This is a genomic window from Halopseudomonas sp. MFKK-1, assembly GCF_027474385.1.
GTDB classification, from domain to species: domain Bacteria; phylum Pseudomonadota; class Gammaproteobacteria; order Pseudomonadales; family Pseudomonadaceae; genus Halopseudomonas; species Halopseudomonas aestusnigri.
This window is the reverse complement of the sequence record NZ_CP114836.1, coordinates 2,197,882-2,212,672: the sequence shown is the minus strand read 5'-3', so window position 1 is coordinate 2,212,672 and position 14,791 is coordinate 2,197,882. Positions and strand designations below refer to the sequence as shown.

Annotated in this window: 9 protein-coding genes; 2 read left to right on the top strand and 7 right to left on the bottom strand. The window is 54.3% G+C overall.

Translation table 11 applies throughout. From position 1 onward, the window contains the following. Nucleotides 1–75: 75 nt before the first annotated feature. The 7 genes from O5O48_RS10335 to O5O48_RS10305 form a co-directional block, all read right to left on the bottom strand. Nucleotides 76–1,203: a hypothetical protein gene (locus O5O48_RS10335; RefSeq protein WP_269686937.1), complete on the bottom strand. Its 1,128-nt coding sequence runs from the start codon at nt 1,201–1,203 to the stop codon at nt 76–78. After that, on the bottom strand, nt 1,200–1,796 hold the full coding sequence (locus O5O48_RS10330) for a Cap15 family CBASS effector (protein WP_269686936.1): 597 nt from the start codon (nt 1,794–1,796) through the stop codon (nt 1,200–1,202). Before O5O48_RS10330 ends, O5O48_RS10335 begins: the two co-directional genes overlap by 4 nt. A gap of 43 nt (nt 1,797–1,839) precedes the next feature. Further along, nucleotides 1,840–5,457 carry a BREX-1 system adenine-specific DNA-methyltransferase PglX gene (pglX, locus tag O5O48_RS10325; RefSeq protein WP_269686935.1) on the bottom strand — a complete coding sequence of 1,206 codons (3,618 nt, stop codon included), beginning with the start codon at nt 5,455–5,457 and terminating at the stop codon, nt 1,840–1,842. Nucleotides 5,458–5,541: 84 nt separating this feature from the next. Further along, nucleotides 5,542–9,213 (bottom strand): BREX system P-loop protein BrxC, encoded by a 3,672-nt coding sequence (gene brxC, locus O5O48_RS10320; protein ID WP_269686934.1) that lies wholly within the window; start codon nt 9,211–9,213, stop codon nt 5,542–5,544. An 18-nt stretch (nt 9,214–9,231) separates the two neighbouring features. Further along, entirely contained in the window at nt 9,232–9,807 is a 576-nt protein-coding gene (locus O5O48_RS10315) for a DUF1788 domain-containing protein (RefSeq protein ID WP_269686933.1), read from the bottom strand. Between the two features lie 22 nt (nt 9,808–9,829). After that, nucleotides 9,830–10,447 (bottom strand): DUF1819 family protein, encoded by a 618-nt coding sequence (locus O5O48_RS10310; protein WP_269686932.1) that lies wholly within the window; start codon nt 10,445–10,447, stop codon nt 9,830–9,832. Beyond that, on the bottom strand, nt 10,444–11,313 hold the full coding sequence (locus O5O48_RS10305; RefSeq protein WP_269686931.1) for a helix-turn-helix transcriptional regulator: 870 nt from the start codon (nt 11,311–11,313) through the stop codon (nt 10,444–10,446). Before O5O48_RS10305 ends, O5O48_RS10310 begins: the two co-directional genes overlap by 4 nt. 649 nt (nt 11,314–11,962) lie before the next feature. Between O5O48_RS10305 and O5O48_RS10300 the strand changes: the two genes are divergently transcribed. After that, the gene (locus O5O48_RS10300) at nt 11,963–12,184 is read left to right on the top strand and encodes an AbrB/MazE/SpoVT family DNA-binding domain-containing protein (protein ID WP_269686930.1); all 222 of its coding nucleotides are present in this window, start codon (nt 11,963–11,965) and stop codon (nt 12,182–12,184) included. A gap of 428 nt (nt 12,185–12,612) precedes the next feature. Beyond that, a complete protein-coding gene (locus O5O48_RS10295) occupies nt 12,613–14,775 on the top strand; it encodes a hypothetical protein (RefSeq protein ID WP_269686929.1) in 2,163 nt (720 codons plus the stop codon). Nucleotides 14,776–14,791: the final 16 nt, after the last annotated feature.

Sequence of the window (14,791 nt, the reverse complement as noted above, 5' to 3'; positions counted from 1 at the left end):
GGTCTCCTATTAAGGTCAAGCGCAATAGTTTACGCAGTTACTGCGCAGAAAAAATCAGTTGAGCATTCAAGCGATCTAAAAAATCGACTTGGTCAATATTGCAGACGAATCATATGCACCACGGAGAGGTTGCAACTCTTTAAATATAGAAATCGCCAAATCGTCCATCTCCTTGCTTAAAATCGACAAAGCCTCCACCTTGCCGTCGTTGTCAAAGATTTTACGGCTCTGATCTGGGACAGAAAGCGATGAGCGGTAATCTTTAGCTGCTAGCAAGAAGGCCAAGTGAGCCCTTGTTTTCTCAACAAGAGAAAGCTTCATATAATAGGGCGCATAAAGGTTTTCGTTCATGTGGTACCCGATTGCAGCCAGATCATAGCTGCTAAGTTTTTTAACCACGCGCCTCTTGTAATCCGGCATATCTGCAATCATGTTCTTCATTAACCGGATAACGGATTTTAAGTTCCCACCATATAAAGCATCGCGATCATTAACCAATTTTATGTGAGTGAAAGGAAAATTTAGCAAGAACTCATCATCACTCTTATTATATATCTTCACGCCACGATCATGATCTTGGGAAGAGCTCTGGTACTTAATAGTATCAAACCAGATCGCAGGAACCACATCCACTTCCCTAGCCAGACTGCCGCCGCTCAAGGAAATGCATTTACTGCTTGAGCAGTCGACATTTGCCTTGGGGAAGTTTACCGGAAGTATCCTCTCTGACTTTGCGCGAACATCACGAATTATCTGCAAAAGACTTCTAGGATCACTAGATGGCAAATATCCGTTTGGAACAACCTTCGGAAGCTCCACATTCACCGGATTAGTCACAAGAATAAGCATATCAACGTCGGAGTGACCTTTAATATGGACATCTAAAGCAACCGACCCCTGAAGCCTTCTAGTGACACTTTCCCCTTCACCACTAAGGCTTTTAATCAAGCTATCCGCAACCCGCTCACCCTCTCTGATAGAGACCTTAGTAGCCGCCTCATCAACCGCCGCCATAGCACCTATTGCGTACTTGACTCCTGCAGATTCGTTCAGCGTCTCAAAAAATTCTCTTTTCCGAACATCCCGTCCTGTCAGAATCGCTTGATTCGCAGCAAAAGAATCCATGGATTCAAATATCGCTCTCTCGCGGGAGCCTTGCCGACGCTCCTTGAGGGACTTCAGCCGATTTTCAAAGTCAATCATGCCGTTCTCCTCAATGACATGGTGCCGAAAGTTCTTCTGCCTCCACTATTAAAGTAGGAAGCACGAGCGGTAGACAGGTCCTTATCTATTTCCACTTCACAATAACCCTTATGAGAATTAAGCTCATGGCTCTGTTCAAGTTCTGGCTCATTCCTGTAGCTATAGCTTAACAGCCACCCGCCCGTCGGGCCGTGGCGCTTAGATAGAGTTGCGGTATAACTCAGGCTTTGACTGTTCTTTGTTTTCAGGTGAACCGATATTGCCTTCCAGTTTTGCTCAATTCCAATCTCCCCCTCCCAATCAAACCTTGTGCTGCCATCCTCATTCAACGTCTGGCCTTTGAGAGCCCAAGTCCCGTTCAGGTCAGGTATCTCAAAGTAAGGAATTTTCCATGCCCATTTATTGAAGGCCCAGTGCAGCGCAAAATAGATGGCACCAGTGGTGATTGTTGCCCGAGTAAATGCATCAACCCCGGTGAGGTTGGTTGTCCAAGCCAAGAGCTGCGAGATGCCACCCGCAACCGCGATTGATGCAACACCGAGCCACCTGCCGACCATCGCTCGGTCGTGACCAAAAACAGCATAATCATGCATTGCACTTCCCCTCCATAACAGTGTTTCAGAGCCCGTCGATGCCTTAAGCACCTGAAGATTTATCACCTGTTACAGACTTGACCTCGGCCAACAAATCACCAAACTTTCCGTAGTTCACCTTGACCCCGTCATCCAGATCCAGACTGATGCGCTGATCGGCGTAGTGACGTAGCTTCTCGTCGAAGGTGGCGAGTTCGGCTTGCTGGTTGTGCAGGGCTGCGAGTTCTTTTTCCAGGCGTTTTTTCTCGGCGGTGTTGGTACTTGCTTCGATTTCCTGCTCAAGTTTGGTGGCATAAGTGTGGAGTTTGGCAGTCAGCGGAATAACGTACTCGGTGCGCATGCGTGCCAGGGTGCCTTCGTTGTAGCGGTGTAGGTAGACCAGGCACTGGAAGGCCTTGTGTTTGCCGCTGCTGAACAGCCAGTAGATCGGACGCTTTTTGTAGGTTTGTAGGTGGTCTTTGAAGAAATTGTCACAGAGGTAGCGGCGCAGGGTGTCGCGGCTGGACTCGGCCTTTTTCGGCGCGAGGTTATCGGCGAGAAAGCACAGGTTGGATTCGAGGTGGGTCTTATCCCAAGCCACGGAGATAAACTCGATCAGGCGGTTTGCCGCATCGTCGACAAACCACTCTTTATCGGTGAGCGGCAGGATACCGTCGGCATCGGCCGGGAAGCTTGTGTAGCGGGTAGGGTCGAAGCCCTGGTTGCCGCTGTGAGCGTAGATCAGGCCGGGCTCATCGAGGCTGTAGCGGCCGAGCATGCAGCCAACAGCGTAGGACACCAGCTCTTGCATGCTGTCTTCACGGAAGCGCGCCCACAATTCATCCTCGCTCATCTTGCCGCCGTAGCGGTAGGCCGGGTTCACCGTAAGAGTGATCTGCTCGATGGGGACGTCAGGGGTAAGTTCGTCCGCCAAACCGTAGGCGTCGATGAAGATACGGTTGTTTTCCTCTTCTAAACGCTTCATCTCGGCGATGGTGTCGCGGTTCTGGGTGATCCACGCGGTGTAACTGGATTCCAGGGTAGGAGTAGATTCCGAGGCAGCCGTTAGGATGGGGTTAGATTCAAAATCCCAGGAGCGCTCGTAGGCGTTCCAGTCGGTTCGGCCATAGCTGACCGCCATGCTCGCATTGTTGGATACGATCTCGAGCGGACGTCGCTCAAGCTGCAGAAACGGAACTTTGCCCACCGGTCCGGAATTGAAGTCCAAAGTTGGGGCAAGAACTTTCAAAGCCTCGGCCACGACCTTCGAATTCATCATCCCAATTTGGAAGTCGAGCGAATCCGGCTCCCGCGCGAATAGCGCTTGCCCCTTCGTATCGAACAAGAATCCCTGTGGGTAGAAACGCATGCAAAAGGTGCCTGAAGTCAATGCTGTCCATCCACCGCAAGGGCGAAAATAGTAAGGTTCATTTGTGATCTTCCATGAGAGGTTGTCACCCAACTCCGGGTAATTCTCGCGGGTCAGTGCCTTAATCTCAGCACCATCGCGCGCCCAATTGACGAGTAAGTCTTGGTTTCCATACCAGCGGCGATTCTCGCCGCCTTTCTGATATGGAAACCACTTCGCCCTTGACTCATCTGCGGCTGCGGCGCAACTGAAGCCAAAGCCCGACTTGGCATGTGAGACCTCGAACCAAAGCCGTAAGAACCTCTCGTTGTCGCCTGTGCGCATGCCCATCTTTGGGTCGGATACAGTGCCGAGGCTTGGTCCATCAAAGAGCCGTACAAATGCACTACTGAGCCAGTATGCAATTGGTGCTCCTGGAATTCTCTCAAATAGACTCGCTGCAGCTCTAAAGCGCTGAGCTAGGTCGCCAGACAAGAAGACTTGTTCCTTATCTGCCGACTGAGGAGCCGAGTTTAGATTGAAGTAGACGCCTTCCAAACTTTCAATTCGGCGATTGAGTAGCGAGAAGACGGTTGCTTGCGCGATCTTGGAATTGAGTGAAGGGAAACTGTTGTATCCGATTTGCGCCATAGTGCAGATGGTCTTCTCTCCAAGCATACGCCTTCGCAATTTCTCGAAAGACTGCAAGAACATCCAGCTCTGCATCGTAACCATAGAGCTTCGCCCATATGGTCTCGTCAGCGAGTATGAGCGCTCGATAAAGCAGGCAAAGAGATCCGTCTTTCCATTCGGATACTGATCCTTGGCGAATTTTTTAACGCGTGCGTCCATTCCACCATTGCCCATATACGGCGGGTTAGCCACTACCGAGTCGTACTGCGACGCCAACATCTTCGCTTGCTGCACTAGCGGCCCCAATCGGTTGAGTTCCTCCGCCACAAACAGATCCTGACTGCTCACCTCACTCAGGTGCTTCAGTGCGGGCAGCTTCTTCGCCAGCCCCTCCGGCACCTGAATCAGCGACCCAAAGGTCGTAGCATGCTCAAACAGCCTCTTCAGCGTAGTGAGGTCGCTCGCTTGTAGCCCGTACAGGCCTAAATTGATGCCGTTGATCACGGTCTCCGCATCAAAGTCACCACTACCCGCCAGCGCCATCACATTGAGCTTCACTCCGCGCTCAAACAGTCGCCGGTCATCGGCGCGGCCCTTCATCATCAGAGCAAAGCCGGTCAGCTGGGCGGCGCGGCCATCGATGTCGAGGCCAAACAGGTTCTTCTCAAGAATCAGTTGCGCCAAATCTCGCTGACGGTAGCCGCGCTCCAGGTAGATTGCTTTGAACAGGTCATAGGCCTCAACGAGGATGTGCCCGGAGCCGCTGGCTGGGTCGATCAGGGTCAACTCTTCGGGATTGAGGCTTTCCGGGGTTATGGCAGCGAGCTGTGCCTTGACCTCTTCGGTCTGCTCAGCCAGCTCGATGTAATACTCCATCTGGGCTTTCAGCGGCGAGTCCGGGTAGGTCGCCAGCCACTGCGCGCCTAGAGAATTCTGGACCATGTACTTGACGATCCAGTTGGGCGTGAACAGCTGGGTGGCGGCTGGAATGTCCTCGGTCTTCACCACCTTGCCGATGACCAGGTCCTTCTTCTCTGAGATGTAGAACTGGTAGAGCCAGCCGATGATCTCAATGTTGGCCCAGTCTTCTTCGGGAATGGCGCTGACCAGCTCGCGGATCAGCGAGTCGGTTTTGGTCAGGTTGTCGGGCAACAGCAGTTCGGTAGCGTCATCCACTGCCTCGAAGAGAAACGGCATGGCCTGATGCAGTGCGTGACACTGGACCAGTAGCAGCTCGCGGTAGAGCTCTTCGTCCTTGTTGCCGTCGAGCTTGAGCTCGGTAATCAGCTGTTTATCGAGGCCCGGCAGATCAACCTCTAAACAGTCTTCGAGAATTTGCGGGGTACCCGCGCTGCCGTCGGCGGCGCTGAGCACGCGGCGGCCGTGGTCGAGGTAGTCATGCAGTTCCATATAACGGATGGCGCACAGGCGGTTGAACCAGCTGTAGGCGGCCTGCTCCATGGCTTGGGCAAAGCCCAGTTGCTCGACCTTTTTCACCAGTGCGGCGCGAGGGCGAATGATGTTGGCCGGAAAGGCGCGGTCGCCGATCAGGGCCAGATCACCCTTTTGCTCCACTGGCGCTATGCCCATGCTGGGAATGCTAGACTCGCGGATGCCAAACAACGCCGCTCGCTTAGTCATGGCGGCGATAAAGGCGGTTCGTGCCTTGGGGGCGTAGTTTTTGACGTTGTTGGTGTTCATGCTGGCTTTCCCTAATTCTTCTTGAGCCGGTCTTGGCGTAGTGCAGCAGCCTGGAGGTGGCCTCCCCCTCCAGGCTGCGCTGAGTCAGCGGATACGAATTCGCTTGTCTTGCTGGATGACGCTTTCCAGCTCCGCCTTGAGGACGTCGATAAAGCGATCAATATCGCCCTGGCTTTCCAGATACAGGCCATTGCCGAGCTTGTTGAATACGCTGGTGGCGGCCACCTCGACCACCGGCTTGGGCGTTGATACCGGTTTGGGTGTGGGCGTTGGGGAAGGCGCTCTATCTTCCTTGACGCCTGCGGCCGCATTGGCGACCTGTGCGGCCTTGGCCTGTTCCTGCTGGAGTTTTTGCTGGCGTTCGGCTTCGGCCTGGATACCACGCTCCAGCTCGAACACACCGTCGTGCAAGCGCTCATCGGCAGTCTGGGTTTGCAGCAGGTAGATATTGGCGATGCTGGTTTCGGTCTCCAGATCCGCCTTGACCAACTGAAGCGGGCGCAGTAGGCGGTTGCTCAGCTCTGCAGTTTCGATACCACTCTTGGCAATTTCAGCCTGCAGCTGGGCAATCTTCTCGTCGACACGGGCCAAGGCATGTTCGCGTTTCTCGGAGAGGATCGCAGCATTGATCACCTCCACCGCTTCCACCAGGCCGGCCACCTTGTGCAGCTGATTATAGGGGGCGGCGCTCTGCTCAATGGCTTGCAGCTCAAGGAGGGCCGTGCGGGCCTTATCGTTCTTTTCCAAGGCAGGCTTGTTCTTGTCGAAGCGACGCAGGGCCTGCTGCAGCTGCTGCCAGGTATGCAGCTGATTGGTGAAGAACTCATGGAGGTCGCGGTAGTCCTCCTCCAGATCCAGGTAATCGTTCTTGTTGTCGACCACGGTCTTGAAGAAGTCGACGCTGTCGGTGTTGCTCAAGAGGCGCTGCAAACTGAGCAGAGCCTGCTCGATCACTTCTTTGCCGGGGAAGCGACCAACATCGGTCTTGCTCTTGTAGTTTTTGAGGTTGCCCAGCCAGGTCTCGAAATGGCCACGGTAATACTCGAACAACTCCTTCTCGCCGGCAGGGCCGAGGGCGTTGAACAAGTCCTGACTGAGATTACGCACCTGTTTGAGCAGCACTTCATCGGTCTGGCGCTTTTTCTGCACCGAGATTTCACGACGCTTGCGGCTGTTGCTCAGGTAGTCGAAGGCATCCGGCAGCGGCAGGCTAGGGCCGGCAGCATGAAAGGAGATACGACTGGTCGCAGCCAGGCGGCCAAGGATCAGCAGGATCTCGCCGTCCGGCCATCCATAGGGCCGCTTGCTGAAGCGCTCGATGATGTCGGCCACCAGCAAGCGGTCATTGCCTGAGGCGCGCAGGGTGATGAACTGCTCGACTTCCTTGATCGCCTGCGGATTGCCTTCCTCGCCGTCGAGGGTCAGGCCCAGTTGACCAATGTCGTCGGTGTGCAGGATGGCATGGAGCTCGCGCTCGGGCTCCTGCTGCAGCACCTTCAGGCACCCCAGCTTGGTGTAGGTGTTCTCCAGCAGGTATTGGCAGGCCTCGTCAAACTTGCTCTGGATGTTGCTGCTGGACAGTTTGAGGTGCTGGCCCAGGGCGTAGGCTTCGGCGCGCTCTATAAGCTCTTCGAGCATCAGGCGCAGGCGCTTCTTGCGCTCCTGGTTCTCCCGACCACGATCGGCGAGGATCTTGCTCAGCTCGGGCTGGCTGCCATCATCATTGAGGCGGATGAACTTGTTGGTCTTCAGCCAGGTGCGTAGCTCGGTGAAGAACTCCTTGTTGTCCGGCAGCTTGAACAGCGCCATGCCAGTGGGCGCTTCGTTGCTCTTGTTGATGCAGCCAGCTTCACCGTGAAGGGCGTAATCCAGGTCGAGCGGCGAGATTACCTCGACGCGCAGGTCATGCTCATAGCGGCCTTCCAAGCTGTGGCCATCAAGATAACGGCCAATGCTGTAGTCGGTCTTGTTGATGCTATAGCGGAACTTGTTCTTGTCCTTGAGCAGATCCTTGTAGATCAGATCGGCGAGAGCCTTGTTCTCATCGGACGAGGCGATCTCGGTGGCCTTGATCTTGCGGGTGATATCGCGCTCTTCGTTGGTGAGGAACACGAACTCTTCACCGCTGCGGGTGATCAGGCTCTCTTTCTCCAAGCGCTGCAGGGTTTCTTCGATACGGCGGCGCAGGGCAAGTTTGTCTTCGTCAACTTGCTCGATGGACAGGGTGACAAGATTGTCCAGCGTGCCCTTGATCAGATCGACATAGCGAATCATGAACAGGGTGCGCAGTATCTGTACGTCGAAGGCATCGAGCACGGCGCTTTCGCCGGCCTGGTCGATGGTGCGCTTGACGGCTGTGTCGAGGAAGCCTTCCACCGCACGGTAGAAGCTGTGCAGGGGCACCAAAGCGCCAATGTCTTTGTTGGCAACCGATAGGGCCGCCATCTGGAAGGCATCGAGCATAGAGCGCTCACCGTAGGCCAGATGCGCGCCAGTGGCGCCGACCTTACGAATTTCTTCGAAGACCTTCTGCACCAGCTGGAAGTGGTACGGCGCAAAGGGGTAGTTGGCGATGAAGCTCTCCGGACCGTCGTAATTACGCAGCGTCGGCCCTGAACGGTCGAACGTGATCTGGTTGCGCAGAATGTCTCCCTTCTTCTCCCATACAGCACGCAGCTCAGTTTCTGCTTCTGCTGTTTTGCGCAGTAAGCGCTTTTGAATCACCTCGTCGGTATTGGAGCTGGACAGAGACAGGCGTGTTTTGAAGCGTCCGGCAATCTTGGAGAAGTCGTTGGCCTTGGAGGCCGAGAGCTCACCGAGCACCGCATCCATGTCGGCCTGAGAGGTAACAATGATCCAGGCGCGGCCCTTACAGATGGTGCCGAGATTTTCGGTGATGGTCTGCAGGGTCAGCATCAAGCGGGTATCACTGCCGATGAACTGGCCGACCTCATCCACCAGGAATAGGACACGGTGCTTGGCCGGCTTGCTATCGAGGTACTCGCGCACCCAGTGGCAGAAGTTCTCGACCGAGACACTGAAGGTCTGCTCGGATTCCTCGAACCACTTGTGCGCTGCTTCGGCGGACAGAGCCAATACCTGTGCCAGGGCCTTCTCGATATCGTCTTGATAGAACTGGTAGCCATCGCGTTCTTCGGTCCAGATCAAGCCAGTCGATTCATTGAAGGCCTCAATAAAGCGCTCATATACACCACGCTGTGTCAGGTGGCGCTCCATGTGGGCGATGTGTGGATGGTCACCGCTGAACCCCTGATGCTCGTTGAAAACACGCAGGAAGACATTAAGGATCGGATTGCCGGCGTCATTGGAACTCGCCTTGCTATCGATGTTGAACAGGATGACATCGGCGCTATTGGCGACGGCCTTGTCGATGTCTGCGCGAATCATCGCATCGCGCAGCTTATTGGCATCAAAGAAGGAAACAGCGTTTCGGGTGTTACCCTGAGCATCCCGAGCCCTGATGTTGGCAAGCAGGTAGGATAGGGTTTTCAGGAAGTGCGACTTACCCGAGCCGAAGAAACCGCTGATCCAGACGCCTACACGGTTGGCAATTGAGGGATCACTCAGCTCGGTGCTATATGACTCGAAAAAGCTGCGGAAGTGCTTTTCCAGCTCGTTGGTAACCACATACTCGTCGAGCTCCTGGTACACGGTGGCGTCATCAGACTGGTCCGCTTTGACCACACCATTGATAGGGCGGTCGAGTTCCTTGAAGAAAATGTCTCTAATACTCACGGCAATCGTCCTTATTGATCAGGGCACCAGCTTGAACGCACGATAGTAATTTTTGCTAGGGATACGGTTAAACAACGACAGTGACTGCCCTGAGTAATGGCCGGGGTAGAACAGCACCAATGGCGTGTGGCCGAGCAGAGCGTGCAACTTGTTGAGCAGATTGTGGGCACGTAGGACTGGCCAAACAGACCCTACGCCCGATATCAAGACAACATCACTCTCGGCAGCGCCGCTGCGCTCCATCAGGAAGGGAGCAAACTTATCCATGTGCAAGGGCCCAGCGAGCGCCTTGAGCAGCGCCTGGTCACCCTTATTCCGCTGCATCTGGATTGCTTTTTCGGTGAAGCTTCGCTGATCCAGGTATTCGCGCATGGCCTGCAGTAGGTTGATGTGGGCAACCTTGAGATGGCTGTGTTTCTTGGCCAAGAGGCCCTCCAAAAACCTCAGGTACCCACGCACCTGTAGCTCATCCTCCGCGTCATAGTCGAAGATCCAGAAGCCGATCTCGTTGCCGAGGCCCTGGCTTTTGAGAAATTCCTCTGTGAGGATTTTATCCGGGATCTGATTCAGCCGATCCTGTAGCTGCTGGTTCATCACTGACTCCTTGATTCCGCGCCTACTGCGCAGAGGCGCTGGATACTTCCATGCAGGCTTTGATTCGTTGTCGGTAGCTGTTGTCCAGCAACGCGCGGACCTCTGGCCGGATCTTCAGGTTTTGCAATCTCAAGCTGCGCGTACTTTCCAGCAGACCGACTTCAGCCAGCATTCGGTAGACGACTTGAGCCATCTTCTTGCGACTAGATTCAGTCCAAGTCGTGATGGCTAGATCTCGATGACTGCGCTCATCTAGGAAGTCGCTCCAGTGGTAGGGCTCAAGCACCCCAGCGCGGGTAACAAAAGCATCCCGAACGATGGTTTCAATGAATTCGACGAGGAGAAGATTGCGCTCCAGAGCTGAACAGAACACCACTTGAGTGGCGAGTTCGTCGTCACCATCGCGAATGGCACGCCAGAAGGAGGCGTCCAAACGCTCCAAACGCTTACGCAAGGCCTGAGCGACACGCTTGGCCGAAGCGGAGGTGCGCTTTTGAAGCCGGTTCTCTTGCTGGATAACCTCGCACCAGTGCTCGGCGCTGGCGTTCTGCAACAACAGGTCGGCCACAATGCGAGACTCTCGAACCTGCAACGAGCCGCCGATCAGGTCGGAGTCATAACTGAAAGTCTGCACGCTCACCCCTGGCCTCCACTAAAGAGGAGAGGTTCAAGCCTTCTGCGATCCGTTGGTAACAGTTGCAACGGATGCTCCCTCACGCGGGAAGCATCGTCCTCGGTAATGGCAGCCTGAAAGCGCTGCAGGGTGTAATGGGCTAAAGCCTTACGCACAGTCAACAGTAAGCGCCCGTCCGGCATGGCAAAGTCGCGCTCGACCAAGGCTTTCTGAGAATCGCTGAGCAGCAGATTGGGGATGAGTGTCAAAGAAACCTTCTCTTGCCATAGGCAGTCGCCTTCCGCCTTAGGCGCCTCTTCATCACAGGGCTTGGGCGTGCGATCAATACGCGACAGAAGAAAATCACGGAAGTCATCCCGCTCGTGGCACCAAGCCCTTACATGCCAACGAAAGCCAGTGTAGACCAAGGTATGGGGAGAAATGACTCGCTCGTGTGGCGCCGGGTTGCTCATTGATGCATAGAGAATTCTAAGGCTGGTCCCCGCCCGGCAAGCTCGGACCACCTCACGCACAACCTCCGGTCGAATTGCACGGTCGGGCAACTGAACAGTGGCCACCCCTGGATGGGATTCCAGCACCTGAGCCATCGGCTGCCCGCCCTGACTCACAAGCATTTCGAGATATTCATTAACATGCCCAGCCGTAAGCACCGGCTGAAAGCCTGCGACAGGAACGTAGCCTTTGACTGCAGGACTATGAACCAGCGCACCTTCGTTCAACTCAGTATTGTATCGATTGATATCCGAGGACGCCTGCTGGCGAGTAATACCAAACCACTCAACCAACCGGGTCGTGATCAGACGCCCCTCCCAAAGGGCGATCAGCTCGATTGCGCGCAGACGAAGGAGCACTTCGTGCTTGAGAGACAGCATGTGCCTTACCTAGAAAGAAACTTTCTGAGATATTGCCCAAGCAAATACACACTGTAAATAGCTTTACTGTAAAAAAAATTACCGCCCCAAGCCTGGGCGTAGATCCATACAATCTCATCATTAAACGACTTACGCGCCTCAACTTTTGGGCCAGGCCACAGATCGCTGCAAAGATAGTCCTGCACGACCCAGCAATGTGTGGCGCGCGCTGCGCAACCCGTAAGTTCAATGGCGCTCTAGACTGATCAGTCGATCTGGACGGATTTTAAGGCACTGTAGGGCAGTCCGAACCCTTACCAATGATTTCCCGGCTTCCCATCCTCTTGGATTAGTAGTAAATGACCGGGCAATGGTTTAGCCGTTTTATGCCGACCTATGCGGTAGTGAGCGGTAGTTTCATTAACAGCCCAGCTCTCATTTCTTGCCGTCGTGTGCTCGGGCATGAGGTAGTTGGCGTATACCCAACGTAACCGGGAGCCTTCTGGATCAAATCGCCACATCTCGAAACTATTACGCGCATGGCGCTGTTGATCCACGGAGTTGTTACCTAGTTAGAGACTGCGTACCACAGGGTATGATCAAGACCATATGGTTGACCTTACCCTTGGGTCAACCACCCCGTAGGCGATCCTTAGGCAGGAGCGAGCAAATGGGCCCAAAAACAGTAGTTATTGAAGACTGGGATGGCGATGGTGCAATTCGCATCCCTGACGAGATCCTTCAGGAGTTGGGCGTCGACATTGGCGACACCCTCTATTTGGTCGAGGAGTACGTCGAAAATGCCCAGTGTTTTGTGCTAAGCAAAACGCCGCGGATTCCGGATCGTACCGATGAGTTGGTCGATCACTGGAATCAGGTTGGAGACGAATAGCATCGATCACAGTAAACAGCTTCTGGCCGGAGGGCGCCTGTCGCAATAGGCAGGATCCGGCCAGAAGCGATCATTAGCTGTGTACATAAGCCGACGCTGTTCACATCGTTCTAATGCGTGGCCGTCAGTCAATGTTAAAAAAAATGGGCGGAATATCCTTTACGTGGCTTACTGGCTGCCGGTCAGGAGAAAAATAGCTAGGGCTGTAGCCAGTGATGCTAGCTGGCGTCCTTTGGATCAAGGCTTGACTAAAGATACGAGCCCATCTATTTTTGCTGAGCGCGTTACTGCAGTCGGCTACCGAGCTTGATGCTCACGGGCTAATCGCCCATCCGCTCCCCTCTGCTGCACGGGAGGTTTCAACTGCAGACCAGAATCCAATCTGGTGCGTACCCCATGAAACCTAATCCTGATATTGGGAGAAAACTATGTGCAGAATTGATGCCGAATTCGGCAAGTACGACCTTGACGAAAAAGCCGACCCCTCCGAGCGCTTTATCCAAGCCCTTGACGAATATGAAGTCGTCGGGCAACTCCGCTCATTGCTAACTGACCACTTCGCCACCACCTGGCAGCACGTATTCAGCTCCGCTAACAGACTGGAAGAGGCGTTAGACCTTGCTCGAAGCCAAGCGACGACGGAGGACCAAGCCGCTGCCGTAATCTCATCCGGCCCGCTGGCAGAGCGCCTGCGCGCGCAGCTACTATTCGTCCTCATACATAAAGATGTCACTGGACGCACCTTAGAAACGCTCGATTTTGCCAAAGACGTAGCCCAAACTGTCTTTCCGCACTCCCCTTACAAGCTGTTCAAAAAGCTCAAACCCGACTCACAGTACGGTTGGTTCATAACCGCGCTGTACGGAAACGAGTACTTTCTCCACAGCGCAGTATTCGATGACCCAGCGCTTATTGCAGAAGGTGAGTGGGAAAGGGTGCGGGTGCTCTGGTCGTGCTTGCCTGAGTGGTCACACGACGAGCAGCAAATCCAGACTGAGTTGGCATCAATTTTCAGCCCTGATGCCAAAGCTCTGATTTCAGTTGCGTCAACACAGAGGCATGCTGGCCCGCCAACACCTGCAGCATACCAATGGCTTCAGCGGGCCAAGTTTCTAGAGACTTGGGTTAAATCCGATGCTGCTGCCGGCAGACTCCGTAACCCGCACGACGGCGTTTTTCAAAAGCTATATACCGAGAGGGAATCACTACGGTCTGACCTAGAGGCGCTACGTTCAGGCGACAGCGATGAAAAGGCCCTGTTTAACTCTGCCACAAATTGGTTCATAAACTTGGAACTACAGCTAGAGGAAACCCTAGCGATCCACATGGATCTCACCAATGCAGATGAAGGTCAGCTTGCTAACTGGGCTGTACAGCTTGATAACTGTGTCATGGGGCGAATCACTCAGCTGCCAATCGGTGAGTGGGATGTAGCCGAGCAGCAGCACCTTCGCAGGCTACTCTCCCTGCTCTCTTCCGACAAAGCCGAGGCTTGGGTTCAGCAATCTGTCCATAGCGATGTAATCGCAACACTACAAAGCAGACTGAACGCGTCCCCAACACTATCTGTTCAGAGGAGCAGAAAGTGGTGGGCGTCGGACTATGCCGCTACATGGCAAACCCAGTTTGAAGATAGGATTCATAGTCTAGACGCTCCAGATGCATTGACAGTCTTATCCTGCAGGCTAGACGGACTGCCCAGTGAGAGGGTATTTCGAGAGTTTGATCCTTGGTGGACAAGCCTGCTCGAAAAGTTGATTCAAGATCCCGAATTTCCACTGGCTCTAACCCCACGATGGACTGTTGCTGCTATTGACAGACTGAGTGATGAGGTCGTGCTGCCTTACATCGACAAGAGCCTCGGACTGCTGCGCAGCCGACTGTCGAATGCGGCAGAGTCTGATCTGAACAACCAACTCGATGCACTGTTGAGCAGGCTATCGCACCTAGACCCGCGGAAAGCACTTCGACATCGCCTGATGCTCATGCGCTCCTCGTACTTGCCGTTCGCCGACGAGTCACTATCACGCTTCAGCTCGCATCACAGCGACAAGGCTGTCAGTTGGTACAGCCCATTGAGCGAGCAAGCTAGGAACTTTCACGCAAAAAGACTCAGCGGAACGCCTTATGTTGACCGGCAGGAATGCGAAGCAGCTGAGCTGGAGATCTACCAGTCATTCGCCCTTGATCTGATCGATTTTTGCCTTAGCCGCCTGCGCCTGCGCAAAGGCGAAAAGAAGCCCCAAGATGAACGGTACGCCGATAGCCAGGTGACCGAGCAATCGGCTATCTGGCGTCAAGGATATTTGAAGGCGCTGCTGGAAATCGGCCTTGACCCTAACGGTAAGGCGCACAAAACCATCTTTTTTACCTGGCAGTTCGACCCTGATGAAAGCGTCCGCGATGTCGCGAAAGAGGCCTATCGCGCGGTGCGCCGGGAAACCAAAAGTAAAAAAAGCGTTCAGGACTACAAGCGTGGGCTGATCGCCGCTGAGTGGTGGCTGCTCATGTGTCAGCGACGCGCACTCGATCTTCCGATAGACCCAGAGGGAGGCCTCAAGACACGGCGCAGTATGATGCGTAATCCGTAACCACCCTCAAAAAGAA